This is a genomic window from Exiguobacterium sp. SH0S1 (assembly GCF_004337165.1).
Taxonomy (GTDB): domain Bacteria; phylum Bacillota; class Bacilli; order Exiguobacteriales; family Exiguobacteriaceae; genus Exiguobacterium; species Exiguobacterium aurantiacum_A.
Genome location: NZ_SJVC01000006.1, coordinates 1 through 25,440, shown reverse-complemented (window position 1 = coordinate 25,440; position 25,440 = coordinate 1). Strand labels below are relative to the sequence as shown.

Genomic DNA, 25,440 nt, shown 5'->3' with positions numbered 1-25,440 from the left:
AGGGAATATTTGGACAACTTGAAACACCACCGTTTCATTTCCGTATACAATAAGAGAATAGTAGGGAGGGGAAGTCATGAATCAACCGACACGAATTGAACAAGAGACGGCTTGGAAGAAGCAACAGACACGGGTCGGATACATCTTTTTAAGCGTCGTGGTATTGGCCATCGTCTTATCCTTCTTTGGGAAGCAACTGTGGCTCATCATTCCTCTCACTCTCGTTGGGGTCAGAATGCTCATGTTAGACGTGCAAAAATATCAGATGAGACGTACGTTTTTAGTCGATCTTGCTACGCGGAAGGTGCTAAGGTGGCATCTCGTGTACGATATCGTGAGCTCGATCGGTTTACTCGTTTTAGTGATTGGCCTGTTGGTCTTCAATCAAGACGACCTGTATTGGGCGTTCGGGGTGTTCATTTGGGGGACGTTGACAGAAACGGTGTCACGCCGTTTAAATCAACATGATCCGATATTATGCGCCCTCGAGCTGGAGGAAGCGCGATGAGGGAACGAGTCGAACAGGAACGGGCGTGGGTCCGTTCGTTTCAACAACTCATGTTTGGGATTGTAGGGGTGTTTCTAGTCGTCATTCTTCCAATCGTGTGGTGGACGGACAGTCTGTTTTGGGGCATCGTCTACATGGCCCTCGTGCTCGTTCCCGTCAATGTGATGTATGTACGTCGCTATCAGATGCGACAACGGTTGAATCCGAAATTGACGCATCGCTATCGCCAACAGTTGGGGAGTGACATGTTGAATACGGTTGCCTTCTTTCTCGCATTGAACGGCAATGAATTGTTGGAGACGAAAGTTTTCTATACAGTCGGTTTGCTCGTGATTGTGTTAGCTGGATGGATCACGATGAAGATCGATAAGCGGATGAAGCAGGAAGATGTATGGCGTTCTACATATAAAGAAATAGGGAGGTGAGGGGATGGGTGAACAATTGCAGAAAGAAATTCTGTGGGTGAAGCGAATCCAACGCTTCGGTGTTCCGTTGCTCGTTGTTTATGTGACTTCATTGGTTGTTTCCCTTTTCTTTGAACGGATGTTGTTAATTCCCTTGATGTGGACTGTCGCGGTGTTTCTTGTCGTGATGGGACATCAGCAATATCGCATCCTGCGCCAATTCTCAACGCGACCAAAGGGTTTGCAGTGGCTGAAAATCGAATATGCTGATACGTGGATTAGCGCAATCTTAATGGGAACCTTTATGACGACGCTACTGACGACTGAATCGTTTGGTTTCTTAATTGGCGGCGTGTTTGGCATCTGGGGACTAACCGAATCATATCGAAAACGATTGATTGTCCGGAAATTGAAAGCGTACGACCCTGACATGCCAACATACGACCAAGTGATTGAAAGGATGAAATCATAATGGAACTTTCACCGCAAACAAAACAACAGATTGATACGGTGCTACGCATGGATAAATGGACAAGCTGGGGCGTTGGGATCTTTGTTGTCGCAGCAATCATCGGCATGCTGACTTATGCGTCGTATTGGGAGATGCCGGATTCGTTTTTCCTAATATTCATATTCTCAATATTTAGTCTCGTCATCACTACGGAGATGATGCGTTTCCGGATGTGGCGCCGCTTCGTGAAAAATGAGAAGGCACGGAAGCTGCTGACATTACGGTATACCGCTTATTTACTTGGACTTGTCGCTCTCGGCTACTACGGGATCGTAGTGTTCAATCAAACATCGCAGCCGCAATCGTTCCAAGCGTTTCTCTTATCACAAGCCTTTTTCTGGGGCGCGACGTTCTTCGGGAAATGGCTCGACCGTATCATTCAAAAACATGATGGGAACTATTTGACGGATCAAGATATCAAAGCAATTAAAGAAGCGCGGGAAATTGAAAAGGAAGAACGATATGGATAAGCGCACTCAAATGCGGGAACTGATGGCGTTTGATAATGCGAAGAAGCCATCGATTTTACTACTATCATGGGTATTCTTTTTCGTCCTGTTTTTCATGGTTGAGTATAAATGGTTATCACCAGTGACGGTCTTTTTTATCGGTGCAATCGTCAGTCTGCCAGACTTTTATAAAGCAAGGAAGCGTGAAGCAATCAAAAAGAAGTACTTGATCTCTCGAGAAGCGAAACGACTTATTCATTTCAATTCGATAAGTGGTCTACTTATGTATCCATTCATTTTACTGTGGGTATACGCTGTTCTTACAGATTTGATTTCAATTTCGACATTTTTCCTTATTGGGGCAGCCTCTTTTCTTTTTTCATTTCCAGGAGGAAAGTGGTACGAGCGCCACATGGTCAACCTCGACAACAACTACGTCACGGAAGATGAACTGCGAGAAGAACGAAAATGGGGGAGCGCTTGAGCGCTTCCTCTTAAATGTTGAGGGGGAACAGTTTGATGAAGCAGAAGGTATGGATTATCTCGGGACCTGCCGGTGTCGGGAAATCGACAACCGCAAAACAGCTCGCTCGACAGATGAAGAAAAGTGCATACATTTCAGGCGATGACATTAGTCATATGGCAGTCTCGGGTCGTGAAAAACCTTGGGAGTCTGAGCGTGCGAATGAACTTGTTTGGAAAAACATCGTTGCCTTGAGCGATAACTTTCTTGAAGCGGATTATGACGTCGTCGTAGATTGGATCGTATTTTGGAAAGATGTACAGACATATACATCACATTGGATTGAACAAGGGATTGAAGTGCATTACGTCATCTTATGGGCAGAGCAAGACGTTCATGTCCAACGCGATCAGCACAGGCCGGCGGATTCACAGATGGGGGAGCGGGTCATCATATTACGGAACGAGTTTCTAAGCTCGGGCGCACCGGACCGTTACTACTTAGATAACACGGTCGGTGAGTTGAGCCGGATGATTCAGCAGATTCAAGAAACCGAGCGATTTGTACTAACAGACATGCACCAAAGTGGGGCCAGCATATGAGGGTTGCAAGCTTTAACATTTGGAACAATCCAACGTTATGGCACGAGCGAATCGAGGCCATCTGTGAGGAAGTAAAACGTGTTGCCTCTGACATGCTCGCGCTTCAGGAAGTTAAAACATACATAGACGGCGAAACAGGAATCGATGTCGCAACATATATCGCGAATCAGACGGGATATCCGTTTTGTGTGTTTCATCCTTATCCCGATTCACCGGATGAAGGACTCGCCGTTTTAAGTAAAGTTCCGCTCGATACGAATGATGCGATTTGGCACTACGAGGTAGAAGAAGCAAACTACTGTGCGATGAGGGTAACGTTCCAAGTAGGAGGCCACGTGTTCGGATTGACGAACGTCCATTTAAATTGGAGGTCGTCGGACATACGGGAAGCACAAATGAAGGCGGTTCACGAATGGATCGGCGAGGGGGAACGGTACGAGATTTTATGCGGGGACTTCAATGATGACCCGCAGTCAGAGAACCATCACTATTTGACCGAACACCGGTGGGTCGATGTCGCCAAGTATGATGAAGGAGAAGCGCAACCGACATTGGACTATACACATAATCCATATCTGCAACAGGATTCCTTAATGAAACGATCCTCGCGCTATGATTGGATTTTATTGCGTCACGCTAAAGTGAACTCTCTAGTTATTAAAAGCGTAGACGTGTTCGGACATGCACCCGTTAGCAAAACTAATATTCTGCCGAGTGATCATTATGGGGTTCTACTCGACCTCGACATTCCCTAAAAACGGTGAGGCGCATGATGAGCGCTTCCCCCGTTTTCATTTGAACGTACGGATGATGAAGTAAAGGCAGCCGAGGAAGGGGATTAAGAACAGCGCACCGAGCCACTGATCTTGTCCGAAGACGAGCCAGGCGAACAACTGGAACGATAGAATGCCACCGGCCGCGAGCCCAGCGAAGCGGAGCGCTTTCGGTCGCTTTGATGGTTCCTCCCACCACTCTTTAAAGAACGGCAAGCTGAACAACAGCGCCAAGCCGAGAAAGAACGCAGCCGGAAATACGAGCACATCTCCGCGCGCATCCTGTCCGTTAAACTGCAGCCATTTCGAGAGAATCGATAAGATGATGCCGATGACGAGAAAGAGCCCGCTCATATCCGTTCCTCCGTTTCATCTCTATATACTATTATCATGCACGAACCGCGTCAGGCGGACAAGCCTCCAAAAAAATGGCTTGTTAGTGAAAGTGGTGACTTTTACGTGAACGGTAAAAAGTCGACAGCACGAAGTTTGTTCAGGCGACTAGTTTTGCCATTCGAAACGGACTAGCATGAGACTGTATCTGAAAAAAAACGGTCGAATAAAAAACAAAAAAATAATGCTTACGAAGCAGGCCTCCAATTTGCTACACTATGAAAATCAGTTTGTAGAGATATCGGTTTCGTACCGAAAATATATGTCGCAAGATACGTCTACCATCTGAAATCATATGTGTACGGAGGCTTTATTATGCACTTGGAAGACCGGTTACCTCAAAACCCAAAAGAAGGCGTTTTGTTCATGTTGATTATCTCGATTTTATCCGTGAACACGATTGCCCCGATCATCGTCGGCATGGAGCGAGGCTTTAGTGTCGCCCATTACGTCGATACGCTCAAAATCATCCCGTTCGCTTGGATTGCGCTCATCGTGTTGATCCGTTTCATCGTGAAGCCGCTAGCCGGTATACTATTTAACCGGCTTGCCGGTCAGACGGACGGCTTCAACGCCCGTATCTTGTTGAACATCGTCTTAAACGTCTCGATGATCTCGTTTGTCATGACGATTATCGGACCATGGATCGGTATGGGCGAGATCAACTTCGAAACGTTGCATCACTTCTTCCCGACGTGGTTCCGCAATTTCGGCATCGCGTTTTGGATAGAGTTGTTGTTCGCTCAGCCAATTGCTCGAGCCGTCATGAAGTCGATTCATACACGAAAACGCCTGAAGACCGCTTAACTTTAGACACAGCATCTTTCCGATTGAGGAGAGGTGCGTCTTACTGTTTGCCGATGATTTTGACAAAGAGCAAAATAGTAGGTGAAGTAAGCGGTCCAATCGTATGGTTAGATAAAGATAAGCAACGGCCTTACAGGATGAACCACTTAATTTATCGTTTGAGGGTGAAATCGACGGGTAACCAATCACTCAGCACCAACAAAAGAGGTGACTCTGATCCGATACGGATGAGTCACCTCTTATTGGTTTTAAGCCCGGGTCTTCCCGAACTCGATATAGGTCGTGACCGATTTGACGTGCTTCACGACGTCTTTCTCGCGAAGCGGACGGCTGAAGTAAAAGCCTTGGACATAGTCGCACTGCTCATTGAGCAACCATTCGAGTTGGTCAGACGTTTCGACGCCTTCCATCAACACTTTCATGCCGAGGTTATGGCCGAGTTGGATCATCGAGCGGACAATCGCTTCTTGGTTGCGGTCTGTGAACAAGTTGACGATGAACGAGCGATCGATCTTGAGCACTTGGACCGGAAGTTCGCGTAGTTGGCGGAACGACGAGTAACCAGTCCCGAAATCATCGAGCGAGATCAAAATCCCGTACTGATGAAGTTGGGTGAGCTTATCGCGCGTCGATGCCTCGTACGACAGCATCGATGATTCCGTCACTTCAAGTTCGAGGAACATCGGGTCCATGCCGGTTTCTTGTAAGATGGTTTGGAGCGTCTCGACGAAGTCTTCACGCGCGAACTGGAGCGGTGACACGTTGACTGAGAGCGTGAACGGCTTGACGCCGGACTTGTTCCACCGTACCCAAGCGAGACACGACTCGCGCATGACCCAGTTGCCGATCTGGTGGATCAGTCCGGTGTTTTCTGCGATCGGAATGAATTCGGTCGGTGTGACATCGCCGAGTTCGAAATGATTCCAACGCAAGAGCGCCTCGACGCCTTCGAGTCGATTTTTCGTGAGCGATACTTTCGGTTGATAGACGAGCGTGAACTCGTGACGATCCAGTGCGTGAATGAGCGCTTTCTCGATCTCAACCGTGCGTAAAATTTGATGCTTCGATTCGTCTTCGAACTCTTTGATTTGGTTTTTCCCGATCCGTTTTGATTCGTGGACGGTGAGTCGCGCGTATTGGACGAGTTCGTCCGCGGACGTCGTGTCTTTCGGATAATGGCTGACGCCGGCGCTCATCGTGAGTTCGACGGTCGTCCCGTCGATATTGAACGGTTGTGAGATCGCTTTAATACATTTCTCCGCTTTTTGTTTGGCGAGTGTGCTGCGCTTATCGAACAGTAAGATAATGAATTCCGAAGCACCGACTCGTGTCAAAATGTCATCTGGATGAATCGTGACGCGAAGACGTTCGGCGATTTGCATCGTCAATTCGTCCGTGCCGTGATGTCCGAGCATATCACTCAAGAAACGCCAGCGGTCGATGTCGATGTAAAGACAAGCGACCGGGTCCTCGATTTGAATATGTTCCGCAAGGATGCGTTCGAGCTTGTGGCGGTTCGGCAAATCGGTGAGCGTATCGTGATACGCCATATGTTCGACGAGACGTTGTGAGGCGATCGCCTCCGAGATGTCCCGTAAAAACCAGAGCACTTGGTCCATCGCTTCACCTTTGAGCGGGTAGCTCGTCACTTCAATCGTCTTATCGTCGATCTCGACCCGTCTTGGGTCATAGAACTGTTGATTGATCGTCAAGGACGAGTGGTAGTCTTGGAAAAAAGTATCGTCCGTTTTGTCGAACAAACGATAAAACGCGGTGTTGGCGTACTGGATCATACCATCTTTCGTCGTCGTGACGACCGCATCCGTCGTCGAATCGAGAATCGTCGCTTGGATGAGTTCACGTTTCTTGAGGTGACGGTCGAGCGTGAGCGACAAGAAGAAGATGGCAAACAAGATGACCGTAATCGCCGTGACGAGCCAGGCGAGAAGCGACGGTTCGACGGCATTGGCGAACGGGCCGTTCGCTTCGATGAACGCGAACGATGACGCGGCCATGCCGACGAAATGCATCCCGAAGATGGCGACGCCCATGAGCAGTGAAAAGAACACTTTCAGCTCGAGGTCGATTTTTTGTTTGGCATACTTCGAGTAGAAGCCGATCCATAAGGCGATAAGTGAGGCCGCGATGGCGATGATGATCGACAACATGGCCAACCATGGATCATACGAAATCGCGACGCCTTGAATCGCGTCCATGCCGACGTAATGCATGCTGGCGATACTGGTTCCCATCAACAGTCCCGCACCGATCAAGGCGGGATGAGTCGTCCGGCGCGAGACGATCAAGAAGCCGAAGATACAGCCGGCCATCGCAATGATGACGGACAGTAAAACGAGCGGGATCGAATACGTGACGGGGCGCAACGCCTCGTGAGCGAGCATGGCGATGAAATGCATCGACCAAATCCCGAGTCCGAGGGTGGCGCCGCCCGCCAAAATCCACATATTTTGAGTGGAGCGATTCGTCGCGTTCACGCGGCGTGCCAGTTCGATGGCAGCATAAGCGGAAACAGCGGCGATAATATAAGAAAGAATCACGAGAAAGTAATTGTGACTCATCGAGTGTTCGACTACTGGTTCCATGTGTACCTCGCTAGTAAATGTGATTTTGTTGTAACTCTGATTATACCTCGGCAAATAGTAGCCGACCTATCATTTTGCTTCATATGGTAAAAATATTTTGCCGGTGAAGTAGGCAAGTCGCTTCTAGAGTGGGTAAACTACATATAAAAGGAGGCGGAGCGCATGATTCCGACACGAAAAGAAGTCATAACGTTTATCGTCATCGCGTTCGCGTTCTCATGGTTAAGCTGGTGGGGGCTCTATACGTGGACAAGCTTGCCGATTTTAGCGACCGTCTTGATCGGTTCGTTCGGACCGAGCGTGGCCGGCAGTTATATGGCGTATCGAGAAAACGGATGGAGCGGGGTGCAGACACTGTTGAAGCGAGGCTTCGAGTGGCGGATGGCCGGTAAGTACTATGCGTTCGGGCTGTTGCTCATCCCGTTCTTATTTGTCCTCGCGTACTGGCTGACCGATGCGAGCGGTGCGTTACTGCTGAACGAACCTTGGCTCGTCATCCCGTACTTCCTCTACATGTTATTTCTCGGGGGAACGGTTCAACAAGAGTATGGTTGGCGCGGGTATTTACTCGACGCGCTGCAACTCAACAAGACGCCGCTCCAGGCGAGCCTGTTCGTCGGCGTGGTGTGGGCGGTTTGGCATATTCCGCTCTTCTTGATGACGGGCACCGGACAGGCATCCCTCCCGTTTTGGGCTTACGCCGTCGCCATTCTATCGTTTACGTTGATCATCTCGTGGTTATATAACGTCACGACGATGAACTTATGGGCGGCCTTTTTACTGCATACGACGTTTAACGTCTCGTATGCCCTCGTCCCCTTGATCGAGCCGGGGCAGGTCTCAATCGGTTTTCTTTATTTAACGCTCTTGTTGTTCACGACGGCAATCGTGCTCGTCTGGAAGACGCACGGGCATCTCGGGTATGACCATCTCGAACAGCTCGAGGCGGTGGAAGGGTCGCATCAACCGAACGTTACGTTAGGCAGAGACACGGGTAAAGAAGGAAACGTATGATTATGGATAGAGGGAAGTGGAAATATTGAACTTTCGTCCGCTTGAACGAGATGATGTCAAACCGCTCCAGCGTTTGTTTATGGAGAGTCTGAGCGATTTGATCCGCCGGGAACAGTTTGAAGACGCTGATTTGTTGGACGAGGAAGTGGCGCGCTTGAATACGACCGTTCAAGATAGTTTGGATGATGAGACTGTCCAATTGTTTGTCGTGCTAAAAGACGACGTCATTGTTGGAACAGTGGCTATCCTTCCTCCGAACGAGATTATCACGGCACATCTCGATGTCGAGCCGGACGTACCGGAAGTCGGATGCATCTATGTGACGCCGAGCGAGCAGCGGCAAGGGGTCGGTCATTTCTTGCTTAAAAACGTGATGGACGAGCTGTTGATCAGGGGACAGCCGATTTTTTATCTCGATGCGGGGTTTCCGACCGCGCAAACGTACTGGGAAAAACGGATGGGTCCACCTGTACTCACGATCGACCATTACTGGGGACTCGGTGCCCCTCATAAAATCTGGCGTTGCGATGTGACGCAATACAAATAGAGACCTGGCTGAACGTTCAGCCAGGTCTCTTTGAATTAGTTCGATGAACGCATGAATTGATGAATGCCGGAAGCAGTCGCATCAGCCATCCGTTGACGATATGTCGTACTCGTCAGATGAGCGCGATCGTTCGCATTGCCAATAAATCCGTATTCGACGAGCGTCGACGGGACGGTATTCTTTCCGATGACATACACGTTTTGATACTTCACGCCACGGTTACGAATCGTTGGGATGCGTACACCGAGTTCACGGTTGATGGCCGTTCCTAAGTTACGACTCGCGGAGACGTAAGGGTTTGTCGTGTAGCTCTCCGTCGTCGGGACGAGCACTTCATGGCCGTGGTAGGCCGTACTCGGTGCCGAGTTGGCATGGACGCTTACAAAAGCGCTCCCTTTATATGACTTTGTCAACGAGACGCGCTGGGCGAGGGATAAGTAGCCATCGTTTGCACGAGTCATTTTGACGTTATAGTTGTACGTGCTCGATAGTGTGTTCGCCAAGCGCTTAGCGATGTCGAGTGCAATGACTTTCTCTTGGACAGATCCGTAAACCGCACCCGGATCGTTCCCGCCATGACCGGCATCGATGACGACGGTGCGTCCTGATCCGGTTGAAGTAGTGGGTGTCGTCGTTGTGCCCGCTTTCAAATAGCGCGCTGCGACGTAGCCGGTCTTCCCACCGTAAGAAACTTTATACCACGAGCCATACGTCCCCCGGTAAGTCACATTGCGGCCAGACGGGATGGTAAGCAATACCGTTCCGGTCGTCGAGGCACTCTTCCGCAAGTTCAAGTTGACAGTCGTCGTATAAGCTTTTGTCGAGCTTGTCGTTGTCGATGGACTTGAAGCTTTTAAATATTGTGAGGAGACGTAACCGGTCTGTCCGCCATACGTCACTTTGTACCATGAACCGTATGTGCTGACATAAGTCACTCGTTTCCCTGTTGGAATCGTCAATAGAATCGTACCTTTCGTCGAGGCGCTTTTCCGTAAATTTAAGTTGACGGTTGTCGTATAGGCTTTCGTTGAACTAGTCGTCATCGTCGAAGCGGTTGTCTGCTTCACATACTGTGAAGCGACGTACCCCGTCTTGCCACCGTAAGAGACTTTATACCACGAGCCGTACTTGCTTATGTATTTGATCGTCGCGCCTGCTGGGATTGTCAGAAGGACTTTGCTCCAAGTCGCTGCACTAAGGCGAAGATTTAAATTAGCTGTTGTTTTATATGTAGTGGCCGCTTCGACACGAGTTGATTCAAATCCGGTCTGTGAAAGCTCGAGCGGGATGACTGCTGCGCCAGTGAAGACGAGGGATGTGCTAAGTAAGAGTTTTAAATGCCAAGGTGTTTTTTCTATGTTCAATCGTGATTCGCTCCTTTTTCTTGAATCTTTGAAATAACGATGAAATGAAATCGTCTTCATGTCTTCGCTATTATATAAGTAAACAAGAAAAAAATGGAGATTAATATGTAAATTGTTTATCTTTTTTTAAAAAATAGAACGATAGTCGCACCCGGAATAAAAAAAGAGACGCACAGAGGCGTCTCGATTAAGTATTAAGTTAAGCGTGGGAGTTCATCAACGAATTTTTGAACAGGCTCTTCAATTTTAGTTAGACGTGGCATTTCATCAACGAATTTTTGGATTGGAGCATCAATTTTAGTTAAACGCGGCATTTCATCTACAAATTTTTGAATTGGAGCATCAATCTTAGTTAGACGTGGCATTTCGTCTACTAAAGGTTTAAATGAGCTGCCTAGAAGTAATACTGCTGCTGCGATAAAGAAGATACCAGTTACTTTTTTCATGAATAAATTCCTCCGATGTGTGTTGGTTTATGTGGATAAGCTATGATCCCTAGTGTGATGTTGCTCAGTAGTCAGAGAGTGGCGATTCTAGCAATGTGTAGATTGCTTCAGATTGTTGTTCAATCCGTGATTCAAAATCTCCGATGAATTGTTGTGGCATGTTCGGTTCATAGAGCGTAACTTTGTCAGACTCTTCTGTCGTAGCAGATGACAAAATTGGAACATGGGCTTCTTGACTGAGCAGTGTGCTGCAAAGAGGAGGAAATTGATTTTCAAACTGTTGGAGTGGTTCTGGTCGCCAACAGATTGATGCTTCTGGGAGAATATATAAGATGTGTCCTTCTTTCAATAAAGATAGACACTGGCTAACAACACTTTGTTGATCCTGTTCAATGTTGATATAGCCGAACTCTTGAAAATGTTTCTCATAGACTGTTTTTGAACTGCGCTTTAGAATAGAGAGAGACAGTTCAGGCCCAAGAATGTATAGCTTTTTATGAGAACGATTTTCTTGAAGCGTTCTAGCAATCAGTTTTGGTAAAGCCTGATAGTAATCAATTTGAAACGCGTTGAGGATAAAGCCTTTAGATGAACGTAACAATTGGGTCAAATGCTCTAATCCCTCAAACTGATTAGTGTCAGCATAGGAATAGGATACCTTAAAAGAAGACGTTTGCTTCGGATGGAAGTATATTCTAGGCTTAATGTAATCTTCTGCAAGTAAAAAGTTTAATTTACCCATTTGTTGAATTCACCTCCTTAAATTGAATTACCTTTTATTATTTTAAAATTGAATCGATTTACCTAATAAAGAGTTTTGACTTCTTTTTGTATAGTTAAATTTTATCACGGATAATTAGACTATTGGACTGTTACTAGTTGGGAAAATGAAGACGATAAAGGGCATATTTTGTCGTGGATTTCAAAGAAGTTTCCTGATTTCCGTTAAAATGATCTACAAAACTAAAAAAAAATCTAAAATCGGGACGAAGGAGCTACTACTTGTAATGGAATATAACTATGGAAACCTAATTAAAGTAGAGCGAATGCGGAAAAATATGAAACAATCTGTTTTAGCGAGAGGGATATGCTCGATTTCCTACCTAAGTAAGATTGAAAATAATCAAACCTCGCCTAGTGAAGAAGTACTGGAACTCATCTTTGAAAGACTAGGTTTAGACGTACCACTGTATTTTGATTTAAGTGAACAGGTTGAAAAGGTTAAGAAAGAGATTCGAAATATATTGAAAGAAGCTGTTCTGACACGAAAAGATGAGGATAAATATAAAAAAATTGAGAAGTACCTCGCAAACCCAGTAGTAAATCAATCTAAAGAATTGTATATCACACTTATGATAACTTTAGCTCGTTTTGGTATGATGCCGGGCGGTAACACAAAATACCTCACTGAAATCGGATGGATTGAAGATCAGCTTGGCTCAGATGATAAATTAAGGTACATCTTGATGAGAAGTATAATTCTTTTTCAATCCACAGATAGAGAAGAAGCATTAGAGCTACTAGAACAGTTAAATGAAAACCTTCAAGGTTCTCATATTCCTGATTGGGAAATGGCAGATATCCGCTATATTATGGGGGGGCTTTACTACAAGTCTACAGACTATCTCCAAGCTATTGAAAACGTGAGATTTGCGCTTAATTACTTTCAAGAACATTTTTATGTGGAGAGAATCATAGAATGTCAGTTGATAATTGGTCTGTCCTTTAAACGACGTAAGCGATATACCGATGCGTTAGCCCATTATGAAAAAGCAACGAAGGTAGCTGGTGCTACAGACCTTAAAAATTATAACGGAATGCTCTACAATAATATGGGAGATATTTATTTTCTCATAGGTAATCAAGAAAAGGCTCTTGAATATTTTTTAGAAAGTTTTGCATATAAAGTAGATGTAAAAAGTAAATTATATAGTGTGATGTCTTTAATCGAAGTGAATTCAGAAAAGAAAAATGTAGAAGGGGTAATAGAGTGGTTAACAAAGGGTTATGAGTTAATGGGTGAACGAGAAGATTTACAAGAGTTTGATTATCATTTTGAGATTTATGTGAGTTGTTATCGGGAATTTGATCAAGTTAAATTAGTTAACAGTTTAAAAAAGGCAGTTCAATATTTTGAAGCCTATGATGAGTTTTATACAAACAAATACGCACTCTGGCTTGCGCGTGAGCTTCGTGAAAACGGGAAGTACAAACTAGCTACCGAGTACTATGAAAAATCCATCGCGATCATGTCGAGGTGGGATTAACGCTTCCCTCGGGAGGCGTTTTTTCACGCACAAAAAAAGAGACGCCCGAATCATCTCTTTCATGGTGTAGTAAAATAGTGGACCGTCCAAAACGATTCATGGAGAAGTGACTCTTGTTCCGCATGCCCTGCCTGTACTTGTTGGATCAAGTGGATGATGTGCTTTTGCAAGTTTGAATCGTGGGAACCGCTATGGAGGATATGATCCTCGTTCGCGATGATGTAGAAACCACCTAAGCGAAGCGGGATGTGGTTTCTCACGATTGATACGGCAATCTGGAGTTCGGTTTGTCCACCTTGAAGTGGAACGTTTAAATCAAAACGTCCCCATTGTTTAAAGTCGCCTAATTCTGAAAACGCGGGTGGGTCCTGGTGATCCAACTTCATGACCTCCAATCGTGTGTCTCTCTTCTTCCTTAGTATAACTTCTTTTCTATAAAAGACGTGTAAGAATATTGGCGTAGGTATAACCGAGTGAACTCGTTCTGTTCCGTTGCTATTGTTTTTCTATATTATGCCAAAAGATTCCTTTATTAAAAAGCAAAAAGCGGTGAAAAAACACGATCGGCTGAAATGCCAATCGTGTTCATTGATGAATCGCTTCTTTTAAAGTCGGTAATTCACAGATGAACGTGCTGCCTTCACCGTAAACTGATTCGACATGAAGGTGGCCTTCGTGTGCTTTAGTGATTTCTTTACAGATGGCAAGGCCAAGCCCGGTGCCGCCGATTTTACGACGATCCGAATTGTCGACACGATAAAATTTTCCGAATAAGTTCGGCAGAGCGGACGAAGGGATGCCGATTCCGTTATCGCGTACTTTTATGACGACTTGATCGTCGATCCGTTCGAGCGAGACGAGGACGTTGCCGCCTTCTGGTGAGTATTTGATGGCGTTGCTGAGCAAGTTGCCGAGTAGTTGTTGCATCCCGGCGAGATCTGCCTCGATATGAAAATCTTGGGCCGAGTCGGCGTCGAGGTGAATGTGGTGCAGGTCGGTCGTCTCTTGATAGAATGTGATGCTGTCGCGTGCTAGTGTATACAAATCGACATGTTCCCACTCGAAGGTCTGTTTCCCAGCCTCCATCTTTTGAAGGTCGAGGAAGTCGCTGACCAAGTAGGAGAGGCGTTTCGCCTCGTCATGAATCGTCTTCAAATACAATTCACGGCGGCTGTCTTTCAAATTACGTTCGAGCATCAATTCTGTGAACCCGTAAATCGATGACAGCGGCGTCCGTAATTCATGAGACACGGTCGAAACGAGCTCGGACTTCATTCGGTCGATTTCTGTTTCGGCCGTCACATCACGTAAGACGAGCATCGTTCCGTGAAGCGTCTCGTCCCGGTAAATACTTTCCGCGTACACTTGAAGGTAGCAATCCCCCTGGTCAAGCGAGATCGAAAGTCCGTCTACCGGAGGGTCTTGGTTGAAGACGCGTTCAACATAGTCGATGAACAACTCACGTTGGTCGACGCGTTCGGCCAACTGTTCGATATCGATCGAGACGGTGGCCAATTCCTCATAGCCTTTGTATTCGAACTGAAGCTCATCGAACATGCGCACGAAAGCCCGGTTACCGACGACGGTCTGTTCTTCGTAGTTCAAGTAGAGGATCGCTTCGCGCACCGAGTTGATCAATTGGGCCGTCTCTTTCCGGTCTTGTTGCATCTGACTGTAAAGGCGTGTCCGTAGCAAGGAAATCGCCAATTGATTCGCGAACGCGTTCAATTCCGACTTTTCACTCGCATCGAACTGTTCGTCATAACAAGCGAGGTAGAGGCACCCGATCATCTTGCCATCAGACGGATCCTTTACCGGGATGGCCGTCTCGTGGATATAGTAAGGATAGTTGTGAACATCGTCGGCAATTTTTTTCGACGTCGCCTCGAGTGCTTGTGAGGTCATGGTACGTTGTAATAGGTATGATTTTTCGATTAAGCTCTCTTGTTGCTCCTCGGTCATTCCATTTGGGACGACCGAATGGATTTCTCCGTCCTTGACGAGCATCAACGCGCCGAATTCTGCTTCGGTCAACAAGACGATTTTTTCGATGACCGAAGAATAGTCGAATAACGATTCCTTCGAGGCGAGCACTTCAATCAATTCGTTTCGGGATTGTAGTTTGGTCTCATTTTGTTTTGATTCCTCGAGCACTTGTTGCGTCTCTTGTTGCTTCGCGTGCATGTTTTCGTTTTGAGCAGCCATCCGTTTGATGAGCGGTCGCCCGATTAATAAAATAGCTCCGATAAACATGACTAACCCGACTACCCAAATCCAACGTAGCGACATCAGTTCGCTTGACGAGACTGTCCCGTCTCGAACGACCCAAGCTCCGATCCCGGTCAAAACGAGGCTAGCGATACATACTCCGTATAAGATACGGAGTATTTGGCGACTATCCAATTGTTCAATCCACTTGCCCATAATACGCTCTACTTCCTTCCTTGTTTGAAAACCACTCCACTTCATTCATCAAATAATCGAAATATACATAAAGAGAAATTGTCTGAAAACCGAACTGCTCATGTACTGTGAAATCGGCTGATTTTCTTTTTCTCTAATTAACACATCTAGACGGATATACCCCGAATTTAATAATCCTACACATTCCGATGCGTTTACGTTTGACATCGTCCATTCGAAACAGCTAGCTTGAAAGTAACAATATGATGAAAGAAGAGGTGGCTTATGTTATCAATCGATCCGACTGCATTGACTGAACGAGACACGTATAAGTTTTTAATCGGGAGCATCGTCCCGCGGCCGATTGCTTTTGTGACGACGCGCAACGGTGATGTCGTCAATGCTGCCCCGTTCAGTTACTTTAATATCATCGCGTCAAACCCTCCGCTCGTCTCGGTGTCCATCCAACGAAAAGATGGCGTCATGAAAGATACGGCCCGGAATGCAGTTGCGACGGAAGAACTCGTGATTCATATCGTCGATGAGACGAACGTCGCACTCGTAAACGAGACGGCGGCGAACCTAGGGCCAGAGGAAAGTGAGCTCGACCGGACGACGTTCACGCTCGAACCGAGTGACGTCATTGAAACGCCGGGTGTCAAAGAAGCGAAGATCCGGATGGAGTGTAAACTTCATCATCACGTTCCCATCGAACATGACGGAAAAGTGACGGCCGATGTTTTAATCGCCCGTGTCGTCCGTTTTCATGTCGATCCCGAATTGTATCAAGCCGGGCGCGTCGACGCAGCGCAATTGGCACCGGTCAGCCGTCTGGCTGGTGATTTTTATGCCAAACTCGGTGAACAGTTCGAGATTGAACGACCTAAATAAATATCGGAGGCGCCCGCTCGTTTTGGAGAGAGGGCGCCTGTTTTCGGGTAAAGAACGGAAAGCCGATTCGTACGATGTATTTCTTTCATTCAAGCGGCTCAATATGTCACAATAAAATCAGAACATTCGAATTTCGGAAGAGACAGGAACAAGAGAAAAAGGGGAGTCGGCCATGTCTTATCGTCCAGCCATTCAATCGATCATCACCGCCATTGAGACGGTGATCGTCGGAAAAGAAGATGTCATCGCGAAAAGTTTGACTGCTTTGCTTGCCGGAGGTCACGTGCTGTTAGAAGATGTCCCAGGTGTCGGGAAGACGATGCTCGTTCGTGCCTTCAGCCGTGCCATCGACCTTAACTTTAAACGCGTTCAATTCACTCCAGACATGCTCCCGTCCGATTTGACGGGCATCTCGATGTATAACCAAAAGACGAAAGAGTTTGAATATCGTCCTGGCCCGCTCATGGGCAACATCGTCCTAGCCGACGAAATCAACCGGACGTCACCAAAGACGCAGTCGGCGCTCTTAGAGGCGATGGCGGAGCGCAGTGTGACCGTTGACGGCGAAGTGAAGATTCTTCCGTCGCCGTTCTTCGTCATGGCGACCCAAAACCCGATCGAGCATGAAGGGACGTACCCGTTACCGGAAGCCCAACTCGACCGTTTCCTTCTCAAAATCGAGATGGGCTATCCGTCATTTAATGAGGAGATTGCCTTGTTGACCCGCTTCGAGAAGGCAGAACCGCTAGAAGCGTTGCAAAGTGTCATCTCGAAAGAAGAAGTGGAACAGATGCAGCGTGAAGTACGCGACGTTCACGTCTCGAGCGCGGTCAAGCAGTATATCGTCCGCTTGATTCATGAGACGCGGAACGACCCGTTCACATACCTCGGCGGAAGTCCGCGGGCGACGCTCGCTCTAATGAAAACGGCTCAGGCGTGGGCATACATCCATAACCGTGATTTCGTCTTACCGGATGACGTCAAGGCGCTCGCAGGAAGCGTGCTCGGGCACCGGGTATTGTTGACGGCGGAAGCGCGCTATAAAGGGAAGACGTCAGAGCAACTCGTCAAAGGGTGGCTCGACACACTTCCCGTCCCGATGGATCGCGAGGTCAAGGAAGTATGAAAAATTGGATGAAGCTGTTCCTCGTCTGGGCGGCGGCATTCGGACTTTATGCGTTCGCTCGCATCGAAGGGAGTATCGTCGCGTCGACGCTATGGTGGTCATTTTTCGTCTTGACCGTGTACTGGACGCTGTTCATGGTGTATCCGGTCACGGCGGCGAACGTGTCTCGTCGCGTCACGACAAAACGACTCGTCTCTGGGCAGACGATGGACGTGGCACTTCGAATCGAACGAAAGTACCCGTTCCTCATCGGTGTCGTTACGCTTGAAGAGACACCGCCATCGCGCTTGGCCGAGGTGACGGATCCGATCGTGACCCCGGTCGATCGTTTCTTTCGACGCAGTGAGACGGTCCATTATGAGGTTGAACACATTAAGCGAGGCATTCATGTGTTTGACCGGACACTCCTTCACGTCCGTGACGTCTTTGGGTTATTCGACCGTAAACGGACGCTTCGGATTGAGACGGTCGTCGAAGTCTCCCCGGCTGAACTTCCTTTCGATTTGCCGCGCGATGAACATGTCGGCGGACGGGGCGAGCAATATCGGCGCACCCGGACATATACCGAAGTCGCCAATACGACGAGCGGTGTCCGTGAGTATGCGGCCGGTGACCGTATCGGCCGGATCGATTGGAAAGCGTCGGCCCGTCGAGACAACTTGATGACGAAGACGTTCGACCAAGAACAAGAAAAGAAACTATCGCTCGTATTCGTGCCGTCGGCTTCGGCCGGGCATGAGGAAGCGTTCGAACGTTCGCTGTCACTGCTCGTCGGGGCGATTCGGCAACTCGAGCGCAAAAACTTGCCGTTTGAACTGTACGTCATTGAAGAGCAAGTCCGCTTGTTCCATTTGCCGGACCAAAGTGCCGAGCTTGGGCATTACCTGTTGACGGCGACGCCGGAACCGGAAGGCCGTCTCGTCGAGCGGGTCAAGCGCAACATGCCGCAAGAGACGGGCAACTTAATTTTGATTAGCCCGTTCGAGACGAAATGGGTGCGCGAACTCATGCATGAGACCCAAGGCAGCTATCATCTCTATACGGCGAATGAGGTGACGACATGACCGAGTGGGTGAAGCGAATCGTTTATACGGCCCTGGCCGCTTATTTGTTGTCATTTTGGGTTGAACCGATTGTCGGAAGCACGACGTTTGATGTGAACTGGCCGTTTTTATTTTTGTTGCTGGTGCCGATGTTTGCGAGCCTGCTCCCTTGGTACGGCTTTATCACTGTCGTCGTCCTCAACTTTTTTACGGTCCTCTACATCTATCACGGCAGTTTGCTCGACTGGTTCGGACTATGGCTCGACGACTTGACGGGCGTATTGAGCGGGGCGCTGCCTGAAGAAGCCATTTTCTTCTCGGCGATGGCGCTCATCGGTGTCTTGTTTGCCATTTTGGTCGGCCGGACGTATCCGAGCTACGGCTTCGTTCTCGGAATGATTGTCTCGACGCTTGGGTTGATGGCGTATTTTGACACGTGGACGCTCTATGATGGTGAAAGTAATATCCTATTCGCCATCTTGGCATCGCTCTTCCTCTTGTTCGTGACCGATGTGGCGAAGCGTCCGAGCAAATCGCTCGTCCGTTACGTCAGCATCAGCCTGCTCGCTGCGGTCGTCATCGTACTTGGCAGTGTGTCTCCGACAATCGAAGGGGACTGGTCTGATCGGTTGACGACGAGTTTCCAAAACGCGGTGAACGAGGGCGGTTCGGGGAGTGGTCGCGTCGGTTATGGCGTGAACGACGAACAGCTCGGCGGTCCGTTCGAACAAGATGACGGCATCGTCTTCATCGCACGGGGTGTGCCGGCCCGCTATTGGCGCATCGAGGCAAAAGAGATTTATACGGGTAAAGGATGGGTTGAATCCCCTGTCCTCGATTCTGACTATAACCGGGGGCAGCTCGTCGACGATGAGGTCGATACGACCCCGGAACAGGCGTTGCTCCGATTTGACCGTCGCCAGTCGTTCGTCCCCTATGGCGGGGAATACCCGCAGGCTGCAGAGACGGAGAGTGGGACGGAATTCCTTGTCGGAGACATCGAAGAGTCGTTCCCGAATGAGACGATCCACATTCGCCCTTCCGGAAAAATCGTATTCGATAATGACGGACAAGTGACGCCGGAGACGATTCAGTTGCGATACAGCGTCCCTTCATTTACAGAACAACAACTCGAGCTGAACGAACCGGTGACGACGTTGACGGACGAGGAGCAACAAGCTTATTTGCAGTTGCCGGATACGCTACCGGACCGGGTCCGTGATTTAGCGGTCGAGATTATGGCCGACAGTGAGAACCCGTACGAACAAGCGCAAGCGATCCAAGCCTTCTTCCAGTCAGGCGAGTTCCAATATGACACGGAAGATGTGGCAACCCCTGAAGGCGAGACCGACTATGTCGACCAGTTCTTGTTCGATACGCTCGTCGGGTACTGTGATAACTTCTCAACGTCAGCTGCCGTGCTCCTGCGGGCGAACGGCGTGCCAACGCGTTGGGTGAAAGGCTTTACGATGGGGGATACACGCGGAGTCATCCAAGGTGAGGAAGAATATACGGTCCGAAACCGCCACGCCCACTCGTGGGTCGAGTATTTCGTGGAAGGGGCTGGTTGGGTGCCGCTCGAGGCGACGATCAGTTTCTCTGACGCTAGCTTGTTGCAAGTCGAGACGGAATCGGACATCCGAGCAGATGATCCGGTGGCGAACGACCCTCAGGCGAACCAAAACGATCAACAGACGAACCGTCCGCAAGAAGACTTGGCGCTCGACGACGTCGCGACAGGCGAGACGGCGGCCGAGTCGTGGAATATACCGGTTTGGGCTTGGGTGCTCATCGTGTTCGCAGTTGCCTTGCTCGTCTGGAACCGTAAGTCACTCGAACGGTTGATTATGGTCCTCTGGTGGACGAGACGTCCGCTCAATGAACCACGGCTCGTGGCGATGCATCGTTATCTCGTGAAACGGCTTCGCGGCGCCGGATTTAAAGTTGAGGGCCGGACGCCGTCCGAGCTCGCGGCCGAAGTCGATGCGTACTACGAATCGGACGAAATGACGCGCCTGACGCGCTTGTTCGAACAGAGCCTTTACGCCGATCAAACTCCGAATTCAAAATATAAAGAATATTGGAAAATCATGATTCGCCGAATTATGAGTTGAAGTGAACGGGTGCATACAGTAAGATAGACGCATTAGTTAGACAATTGAACAAAGCATTCCTTCGTATATACTCGCGAATTGGCGCGAGAGTCTCTACCGGACCACCGTAAATGGACCGACTATGAAGGAGCACGTTTCGTATACAGAAAAAAGGGCGTGCTTCTTCTTCGGTTTGGTGAATCCGTGGGAGAGGCTCGCTCTTTTTTTGAGATGAAGGCAGAAAGGTGGAGGTTTTGTGAAGATAGAACAAGAAATGATTTTGGTGCTCGACTTTGGAGGACAATACAATCAGTTAATCACACGCCGAGTGCGTGACCTTGGGGTGTACAGTGAGCTTCATTCCCATAAGATGACCGCTGCCGAGATTCGTGAACTTGCCCCGGCCGGTATTATCTTCTCGGGCGGACCGAACAGCGTTTACGCGGAAGGTGCGTACCGCTGCGATCCAGAAATCTTTGAACTCGGTATCCCGATCTTTGGGATCTGTTACGGCATGCAGCTCATGACGCATCACTTCGGGGGACGCGTCGAACGTGCGGCCCATCGCGAGTATGGGAAAGCGACGCTGTTCTCGACACCTGAAGCATCTGCCCTTTACACAGGCTTGCCGGTTGAGCACACGGTGTGGATGAGCCACGGTGACCTCGTCATGGAAGCACCGGAAGGGTTCATCGTCGATGGGACGAACCCGTCTTGCCCGGTCGCCTCGATCAAAAACGACGACCTCAAAATGTATGGTGTCCAGTACCATCCGGAAGTACGTCACTCGGAGTACGGCAACGACATCTTGAAAAACTTCATCTATGAAGTGTGTGGTGCCAAAGGCGAGTGGTCGATGGAGAACTTTATCGACATCGAAGTCGAGAAGATCCGTGAGATCGTCGGCGATAAACAAGTCCTCTGCGCCTTGTCTGGCGGTGTCGACTCATCTGTCGTCGCAGCGCTCGTCCATCGTGCGATCGGGGACCAGTTGACATGTATGTTCGTCGATCATGGTTTGCTCCGTAAGAATGAGGCGGATAGCGTCATGAAGACGTTCGCGGACGGATTCAACATGAAAGTCATCAAAATCGACGCGCAAGAACGCTTCATGGCGAAACTAGCCGGCGTCTCGGATCCGGAACAGAAGCGGAAAATTATCGGCAATGAGTTCATTTACGTGTTTGACGAAGAAGCGTCTCAACTCGTCGATATGGACTTCCTTGCCCAAGGGACGCTTTACACGGATATCATCGAGAGCGGTACCGACACGGCGCAGACGATCAAGTCGCACCATAACGTCGGTGGCCTGCCTGAAGATATGAACTTCACGTTGATCGAGCCGCTCAACACGCTATTTAAAGATGAAGTACGGGAACTCGGGACCGAACTCGGCCTTCCTGAATACATCGTTTGGCGTCAGCCGTTCCCGGGACCGGGTCTTGGCATTCGCGTCCTCGGTGAGATCACAGAAGAGAAGCTTGAAATCGTCCGCGAGTCGGATGCGATCCTTCGCGAAGAAGTGAAGAAGGCTGGACTCGAACGCGATATCTGGCAGTACTTCACCGTCCTCACACCGATCCGTTCGGTCGGGGTCATGGGCGACGAGCGGACTTACGACTATGCGGTCGGCGTTCGTGCCGTCACGTCGATTGATGGGATGACGTCGGACTGGGCACGTATCCCGTGGGACGTGCTTGAAAAGATTTCAGTTCGAATCGTCAATGAAGTCAGTCACGTCAACCGTGTCCTGTACGACATCACATCGAAGCCACCAGCGACAATCGAGTGGGAATAAACTTGAGCAGAGGGGAATCCCTCTGCTTTTGTCTAATTCCGAACATTTAACGAAAAAATATTAATAAAATCCGTCATTTTGTTGACATTCAATTTTAACGCTGATAAGATAAAAACGTTCTTATTCATATCCGAACAATCAAATTAAATTTTGCCGTATAATATCGGGAATATGGCCCGAGAGTCTCTACGAAATCACCTTAAATGATTTCACTACGGCGAGACATATATAAGGGGACGTCTGTCCCTGTATGTTTCGCGTGGGGTCCTCGGTCATTGATCGGGGACCTTTCTCGTTTTACGGCGAGCCAAGGAGGAAAACCAATGAGCACACAGCTCAAGCAAGAACCGAAACATCAACCGTCAGAAAGCCGGATCGAACGTCACTTCCAGTTGAATGAACTTGGAACGAACGTAAAAACCGAACTCGTCGCAGGATTCACTACATTCCTCGCGATGGCGTACATCTTGTTCGTCAACCCGAACGTGCTCGGGGCTGCTGGGATGGACATGGGTGCCGTCTTCGTGGCAACTGGTCTCGTCGCACTTATCGGATCGGTCACGATGGGGCTATTCGCCAACTACCCGATCGCCATCGCGCCTGGTATGGGGCTTAACGCCTTCTTCGCCTACAGTGTCGTCATCGGGATGGGCATCCCGTGGCAGACGGCGCTCTCGGGTGTTCTCGTCTCAGGATTGTTCTTTATCGCTTTGACGCTCTCAGGTATTCGTGAGACGGTCGTTAACGCGATTCCGGCTCCGCTTAAAATGGCGGTGGCGGCAGGGATTGGTTTCTTCATCGCCTTCATCGGCTTGAAAAATGCAGGGATTGTTGTTGCGAACGAAGCGACACTTGTCGGCCTTGGATCGCTCGGGACAGGAACTACGCTTCTCGCGGTATTCGGTCTCGTCGTCAGTGCATTGTTGATGGCTCGAGACATCAAGGGTGGAATTTTCATTGGGATGTTGTTGACAGCCATCGCAGGAATGATTTTTGGTCTCGTGCCGACACCGACTGCAATCTCAGATGTTGTATCGATGCCGCCAAGCATGTCTTCGACGTTCGGCCAAGCATTCATCAACTTCGGTGATGTTTTCACGCTTCAAATGCTCATCGTCATCTTGACGTTCTTCTTCATCGACTTCTTTGATACGGCAGGAACGCTCGTTGCTGTTGCGCGTCAAGCTGGAATCATGAAAGAAAACAAAGTGCCGCGTGCGAGTAAGGCGCTCATGGCGGATTCGACTGCGACGGTTGCAGGTGCGATCTTCGGTACGTCGACAGCGACGTCTTACGTCGAATCGTCAGCGGGTGTAGCGGCGGGTGGTCGTACAGGGTTGACTGCTGTGTTCGCAGGTCTCTTCTTCGGGTTAGCGTTGTTCTTCTCACCACTCTTAGCAGTCGTCACGGCACCGGTTACGGCACCGGCACTCATCATCGTTGGTGTGTTGATGGCCTCAGCTCTCCTCGATATCGATTGGAAAAAAATAGAAATCGCAGTTCCGGCATTCTTGACGATTATCATGATGCCGCTCACTTCATCGATTGCTACTGGGATTGGACTTGGGTTTATCCTTTATCCGCTCATGATGATCGCGAAAGGGAAGACGAAAGAAATTCATCCAATCATGTACGGGATGCTCGTCATCTTCCTTGCTTACTTCATGTTCTTACCGCACGCATAACGTGACTAAGGCCGACTCGATCAAGAGTCGGCCTTTTTGTATACGGTATTCTCTGGCAGGAACGGGTCATACATCGTCAAGGCGTGGTTTTCGGTGATGAACTCGTTACGCAGCAGTGTCCCGTCCTGTGAAATGACTTCTTGGAAAATTTGATTGTGCCGGATTGTACCGCCCCACCATTCCTTTGTGAAATGGTGGTTTTGTTCGTATATTCTATAACTGACGGCCGGCGGGATGTCGGACCGCCATTCGCCGACAAGTTCATCTCCTTCTATATATAGAAGCAATTGATACGTTTGGGTTGTCTGATTCGTAATTTGCAGATCGAGATAATTGTATGAACATGTCGCCCCGCTGCCGAACGGTTGGTCGCGTCTAGAGTCCGGGAATACATCGTAACTGTGCCGATAACGTTCGGTGACGGTGAGTGGGCTGTGCAGTGTGATCCAGTAAATCAAATTCGAAAGTTGACATAGGCCGCCCCCGACACCGGTAGTGACTTTGCCGTAGTGAAGGATCATGCCGTCGACATATCCTTTCCGTTTCGTCGGCCGCCCGATTGATTTCCAGTAAGATAATACTTCACCAGGGTGGACGATCAAGTTGTTAAGTTGCTTGATTGCGATGTGCAGGTTGATCACTTTGTTTCGTTGCATTTCCATATCGACATCACGGAGTCTTCTATATAAAGGTGTGCGATGGGTGTGGATCAAATGAGGCAACGGCGCTTTACTTTTAGTGGACGCATAGTGCTTCTCGTCTGTCATCCATTCAAGACTTCGCTTGAGCGTATATACTTGTGTCCCTGCCCAGATACGTAGGGCAGACCTATGTTTTGGTTGGAGTTGCTGCATGCCGTGGCCACCTTCTGTGAATGAGTATAGGGGACGTATTCGATTAGCGGAGAGTGATTCCTTCTTTAGAGAAAATAAGAAAGGAAATTTTCTAAAGTTTTTTTAGAATAATGCTTGCCAGGCAGTTTGGAGGATGATATAGTTATCTCTGTTGCCAACAACGCTTTCGGAAACGAGAAAAAAAGTTGTTGACATGATTTAAAATGAAATGTTATTATCATTTAGTCGCTAAGGGCGGCAGACGAACTTTGAAAACTGAACGATGAGGCAAAAAAGTTTTACAAGTTTTGATTGAAGCGCAAGCTTCGTCATTTTCAAGAGCTATATCAAATTCTTTGGAGAGTTTGATCCTGGCTCAGGACGAACGCTGGCGGCGTGCCTAATACATGCAAGTCG

25 protein-coding genes, 1 rRNA gene and 2 riboswitches are annotated in these 25,440 nt (G+C 48.6%); of the genes, 18 read left to right on the top strand and 8 right to left on the bottom strand.

The window, feature by feature from the left end; translation table 11 throughout:
* Nucleotides 1–76 precede the first annotated feature (76 nt).
* The 7 genes from EVJ20_RS12665 to EVJ20_RS12635 are packed head-to-tail and all read left to right on the top strand — an operon-like array spanning nt 77 to nt 3,692.
* Nucleotides 77–508 carry a hypothetical protein gene (locus EVJ20_RS12665; RefSeq protein WP_131508389.1) on the top strand — a complete coding sequence of 144 codons (432 nt, stop codon included), beginning with the start codon at nt 77–79 and terminating at the stop codon, nt 506–508.
* Nucleotides 505–933: a hypothetical protein gene (locus EVJ20_RS12660; RefSeq protein WP_131508387.1), complete on the top strand. Its 429-nt coding sequence runs from the start codon at nt 505–507 to the stop codon at nt 931–933. Before EVJ20_RS12665 ends, EVJ20_RS12660 begins: the two co-directional genes overlap by 4 nt.
* Nucleotides 934–937: 4 nt before the next feature.
* The gene (locus tag EVJ20_RS12655) at nt 938–1,384 is read left to right on the top strand and encodes a hypothetical protein (protein WP_131508385.1); all 447 of its coding nucleotides are present in this window, start codon (nt 938–940) and stop codon (nt 1,382–1,384) included.
* Complete coding sequence (locus tag EVJ20_RS12650) at nt 1,384–1,893, top strand: hypothetical protein (RefSeq protein ID WP_131508383.1); 510 nt, start codon at nt 1,384–1,386, stop codon at nt 1,891–1,893. Before EVJ20_RS12655 ends, EVJ20_RS12650 begins: the two co-directional genes overlap by 1 nt.
* Nucleotides 1,886–2,356 (top strand): hypothetical protein, encoded by a 471-nt coding sequence (locus EVJ20_RS12645; protein ID WP_131490735.1) that lies wholly within the window; start codon nt 1,886–1,888, stop codon nt 2,354–2,356. Before EVJ20_RS12650 ends, EVJ20_RS12645 begins: the two co-directional genes overlap by 8 nt.
* 35 nt (nt 2,357–2,391) lie before the next feature.
* Entirely contained in the window at nt 2,392–2,937 is a 546-nt protein-coding gene (locus EVJ20_RS12640; RefSeq protein ID WP_161568114.1) for an AAA family ATPase, read from the top strand.
* Nucleotides 2,934–3,692 carry an endonuclease/exonuclease/phosphatase family protein gene (locus EVJ20_RS12635; protein ID WP_131508379.1) on the top strand — a complete coding sequence of 253 codons (759 nt, stop codon included), beginning with the start codon at nt 2,934–2,936 and terminating at the stop codon, nt 3,690–3,692. Before EVJ20_RS12640 ends, EVJ20_RS12635 begins: the two co-directional genes overlap by 4 nt.
* Nucleotides 3,693–3,728: 36 nt before the next feature.
* Here the strand turns inward: EVJ20_RS12635 and EVJ20_RS12630 are convergent, their stop codons facing one another.
* Nucleotides 3,729–4,064: a hypothetical protein gene (locus EVJ20_RS12630; RefSeq protein WP_131508377.1), complete on the bottom strand. Its 336-nt coding sequence runs from the start codon at nt 4,062–4,064 to the stop codon at nt 3,729–3,731.
* Nucleotides 4,065–4,418: 354 nt separating this feature from the next.
* Between EVJ20_RS12630 and EVJ20_RS12625 the strand changes: the two genes are divergently transcribed.
* Nucleotides 4,419–4,910 carry a hypothetical protein gene (locus EVJ20_RS12625; RefSeq protein ID WP_070329097.1) on the top strand — a complete coding sequence of 164 codons (492 nt, stop codon included), beginning with the start codon at nt 4,419–4,421 and terminating at the stop codon, nt 4,908–4,910.
* 248 nt (nt 4,911–5,158) lie between these two features.
* Here EVJ20_RS12625 and EVJ20_RS12620 read toward each other — a convergent pair whose 3' ends face one another.
* Nucleotides 5,159–7,513, bottom strand: a complete 2,355-nt coding sequence (locus tag EVJ20_RS12620; RefSeq protein ID WP_236636426.1) for a bifunctional diguanylate cyclase/phosphodiesterase — start codon at nt 7,511–7,513, stop codon at nt 5,159–5,161.
* Between the two features lie 162 nt (nt 7,514–7,675).
* On the opposite strand from EVJ20_RS12620, the gene EVJ20_RS12615 reads away from it, so the two are divergent.
* Together EVJ20_RS12615 and EVJ20_RS12610 are read left to right on the top strand one after the other, a co-directional pair.
* On the top strand, nt 7,676–8,527 hold the full coding sequence (locus tag EVJ20_RS12615; protein ID WP_131508375.1) for a CPBP family intramembrane glutamic endopeptidase: 852 nt from the start codon (nt 7,676–7,678) through the stop codon (nt 8,525–8,527).
* A gap of 25 nt (nt 8,528–8,552) precedes the next feature.
* Entirely contained in the window at nt 8,553–9,074 is a 522-nt protein-coding gene (locus EVJ20_RS12610) for a GNAT family N-acetyltransferase (RefSeq protein ID WP_131508373.1), read from the top strand.
* A gap of 35 nt (nt 9,075–9,109) precedes the next feature.
* On the opposite strand, the gene EVJ20_RS12605 is transcribed toward EVJ20_RS12610, so the two are convergent.
* The 3 genes from EVJ20_RS12605 to EVJ20_RS12595 form a co-directional block, all read right to left on the bottom strand.
* Nucleotides 9,110–10,438, bottom strand: a complete 1,329-nt coding sequence (locus EVJ20_RS12605) for an N-acetylmuramoyl-L-alanine amidase (RefSeq protein WP_236636423.1) — start codon at nt 10,436–10,438, stop codon at nt 9,110–9,112.
* Between the two features lie 194 nt (nt 10,439–10,632).
* A complete protein-coding gene (locus EVJ20_RS12600; RefSeq protein WP_131508369.1) occupies nt 10,633–10,884 on the bottom strand; it encodes a hypothetical protein in 252 nt (83 codons plus the stop codon).
* Between the two features lie 64 nt (nt 10,885–10,948).
* Nucleotides 10,949–11,626: a hypothetical protein gene (locus EVJ20_RS12595; RefSeq protein ID WP_131508367.1), complete on the bottom strand. Its 678-nt coding sequence runs from the start codon at nt 11,624–11,626 to the stop codon at nt 10,949–10,951.
* 265 nt (nt 11,627–11,891) lie between these two features.
* Between EVJ20_RS12595 and EVJ20_RS12590 the strand changes: the two genes are divergently transcribed.
* On the top strand, nt 11,892–13,151 hold the full coding sequence (locus tag EVJ20_RS12590) for a tetratricopeptide repeat protein (RefSeq protein ID WP_131508365.1): 1,260 nt from the start codon (nt 11,892–11,894) through the stop codon (nt 13,149–13,151).
* A 59-nt stretch (nt 13,152–13,210) separates the two neighbouring features.
* On the opposite strand, the gene EVJ20_RS12585 is transcribed toward EVJ20_RS12590, so the two are convergent.
* Together EVJ20_RS12585 and EVJ20_RS12580 are read right to left on the bottom strand one after the other, a co-directional pair.
* Entirely contained in the window at nt 13,211–13,531 is a 321-nt protein-coding gene (locus EVJ20_RS12585) for a hypothetical protein (RefSeq protein WP_131466578.1), read from the bottom strand.
* A 205-nt stretch (nt 13,532–13,736) separates the two neighbouring features.
* Complete coding sequence (locus tag EVJ20_RS12580; RefSeq protein WP_236633572.1) at nt 13,737–15,575, bottom strand: ATP-binding protein; 1,839 nt, start codon at nt 15,573–15,575, stop codon at nt 13,737–13,739.
* A 264-nt stretch (nt 15,576–15,839) separates the two neighbouring features.
* On the opposite strand from EVJ20_RS12580, the gene EVJ20_RS12575 reads away from it, so the two are divergent.
* The 6 genes from EVJ20_RS12575 to EVJ20_RS12550 all read left to right on the top strand — a co-directional run bounded on the left by EVJ20_RS12575 (nt 15,840) and on the right by EVJ20_RS12550 (nt 24,190).
* A complete protein-coding gene (locus EVJ20_RS12575) occupies nt 15,840–16,445 on the top strand; it encodes a flavin reductase family protein (protein ID WP_131466580.1) in 606 nt (201 codons plus the stop codon).
* Nucleotides 16,446–16,617: 172 nt separating this feature from the next.
* Nucleotides 16,618–17,571 carry an AAA family ATPase gene (locus EVJ20_RS12570; protein WP_070329107.1) on the top strand — a complete coding sequence of 318 codons (954 nt, stop codon included), beginning with the start codon at nt 16,618–16,620 and terminating at the stop codon, nt 17,569–17,571.
* Nucleotides 17,568–18,635: a DUF58 domain-containing protein gene (locus tag EVJ20_RS12565; protein WP_131490742.1), complete on the top strand. Its 1,068-nt coding sequence runs from the start codon at nt 17,568–17,570 to the stop codon at nt 18,633–18,635. Before EVJ20_RS12570 ends, EVJ20_RS12565 begins: the two co-directional genes overlap by 4 nt.
* Entirely contained in the window at nt 18,632–20,728 is a 2,097-nt protein-coding gene (locus tag EVJ20_RS12560) for a transglutaminase domain-containing protein (RefSeq protein WP_131505317.1), read from the top strand. Before EVJ20_RS12565 ends, EVJ20_RS12560 begins: the two co-directional genes overlap by 4 nt.
* A 41-nt stretch (nt 20,729–20,769) precedes the next feature.
* A riboswitch (purine riboswitch) is annotated at nt 20,770–20,870 on the top strand.
* A 111-nt stretch (nt 20,871–20,981) separates the two neighbouring features.
* Nucleotides 20,982–22,505, top strand: coding sequence for a glutamine-hydrolyzing GMP synthase (gene guaA / locus EVJ20_RS12555; protein WP_070329119.1), 1,524 nt, complete (start codon nt 20,982–20,984; stop codon nt 22,503–22,505).
* A 133-nt stretch (nt 22,506–22,638) separates the two neighbouring features.
* Nucleotides 22,639–22,740, top strand: a riboswitch (purine riboswitch).
* A gap of 88 nt (nt 22,741–22,828) precedes the next feature.
* Nucleotides 22,829–24,190 carry an NCS2 family permease gene (locus EVJ20_RS12550; protein ID WP_131505318.1) on the top strand — a complete coding sequence of 454 codons (1,362 nt, stop codon included), beginning with the start codon at nt 22,829–22,831 and terminating at the stop codon, nt 24,188–24,190.
* 20 nt (nt 24,191–24,210) lie between these two features.
* On the opposite strand, the gene EVJ20_RS12545 is transcribed toward EVJ20_RS12550, so the two are convergent.
* Nucleotides 24,211–25,044: a VanW family protein gene (locus EVJ20_RS12545; RefSeq protein WP_131466588.1), complete on the bottom strand. Its 834-nt coding sequence runs from the start codon at nt 25,042–25,044 to the stop codon at nt 24,211–24,213.
* Nucleotides 25,045–25,376: 332 nt separating this feature from the next.
* On the opposite strand from EVJ20_RS12545, the gene EVJ20_RS12540 reads away from it, so the two are divergent.
* Nucleotides 25,377–25,440, top strand: a 16S ribosomal RNA gene (locus tag EVJ20_RS12540); the annotation flags it as partial.

Bases quoted from the DNA above. Each gene is read 5' to 3' on its own strand.
- EVJ20_RS12665 (WP_131508389.1), top strand. From the start codon at position 77: ATGAATCAACCGACACGAATTGAACAAGAGACGGCTTGGAAGAAGCAA.
- EVJ20_RS12630 (WP_131508377.1), bottom strand. From the start codon at position 4,064: ATGAGCGGGCTCTTTCTCGTCATCGGCATCATCTTATCGATTCTCTCG.
- EVJ20_RS12645 (WP_131490735.1), top strand. From the start codon at position 1,886: ATGGATAAGCGCACTCAAATGCGGGAACTGATGGCGTTTGATAATGCG.
- EVJ20_RS12615 (WP_131508375.1), top strand. From the start codon at position 7,676: ATGATTCCGACACGAAAAGAAGTCATAACGTTTATCGTCATCGCGTTC.
- EVJ20_RS12650 (WP_131508383.1), top strand. From the start codon at position 1,384: ATGGAACTTTCACCGCAAACAAAACAACAGATTGATACGGTGCTACGC.
- EVJ20_RS12640 (WP_161568114.1), top strand. From the start codon at position 2,392: ATGAAGCAGAAGGTATGGATTATCTCGGGACCTGCCGGTGTCGGGAAA.
- EVJ20_RS12565 (WP_131490742.1), top strand. From the start codon at position 17,568: ATGAAAAATTGGATGAAGCTGTTCCTCGTCTGGGCGGCGGCATTCGGA.
- EVJ20_RS12550 (WP_131505318.1), top strand. From the start codon at position 22,829: ATGAGCACACAGCTCAAGCAAGAACCGAAACATCAACCGTCAGAAAGC.
- guaA (WP_070329119.1), top strand. From the start codon at position 20,982: ATGATTTTGGTGCTCGACTTTGGAGGACAATACAATCAGTTAATCACA.
- EVJ20_RS12660 (WP_131508387.1), top strand. From the start codon at position 505: ATGAGGGAACGAGTCGAACAGGAACGGGCGTGGGTCCGTTCGTTTCAA.
- EVJ20_RS12620 (WP_236636426.1), bottom strand. From the start codon at position 7,513: ATGGAACCAGTAGTCGAACACTCGATGAGTCACAATTACTTTCTCGTG.
- EVJ20_RS12545 (WP_131466588.1), bottom strand. From the start codon at position 25,044: ATGCAGCAACTCCAACCAAAACATAGGTCTGCCCTACGTATCTGGGCA.
- EVJ20_RS12580 (WP_236633572.1), bottom strand. From the start codon at position 15,575: ATGGGCAAGTGGATTGAACAATTGGATAGTCGCCAAATACTCCGTATC.
- EVJ20_RS12560 (WP_131505317.1), top strand. From the start codon at position 18,632: ATGACCGAGTGGGTGAAGCGAATCGTTTATACGGCCCTGGCCGCTTAT.
- EVJ20_RS12625 (WP_070329097.1), top strand. From the start codon at position 4,419: ATGCACTTGGAAGACCGGTTACCTCAAAACCCAAAAGAAGGCGTTTTG.
- EVJ20_RS12595 (WP_131508367.1), bottom strand. From the start codon at position 11,626: ATGGGTAAATTAAACTTTTTACTTGCAGAAGATTACATTAAGCCTAGA.
- EVJ20_RS12575 (WP_131466580.1), top strand. From the start codon at position 15,840: ATGTTATCAATCGATCCGACTGCATTGACTGAACGAGACACGTATAAG.
- EVJ20_RS12570 (WP_070329107.1), top strand. From the start codon at position 16,618: ATGTCTTATCGTCCAGCCATTCAATCGATCATCACCGCCATTGAGACG.
- EVJ20_RS12590 (WP_131508365.1), top strand. From the start codon at position 11,892: ATGGAATATAACTATGGAAACCTAATTAAAGTAGAGCGAATGCGGAAA.
- EVJ20_RS12655 (WP_131508385.1), top strand. From the start codon at position 938: ATGGGTGAACAATTGCAGAAAGAAATTCTGTGGGTGAAGCGAATCCAA.
- EVJ20_RS12600 (WP_131508369.1), bottom strand. From the start codon at position 10,884: ATGAAAAAAGTAACTGGTATCTTCTTTATCGCAGCAGCAGTATTACTT.
- EVJ20_RS12635 (WP_131508379.1), top strand. From the start codon at position 2,934: ATGAGGGTTGCAAGCTTTAACATTTGGAACAATCCAACGTTATGGCAC.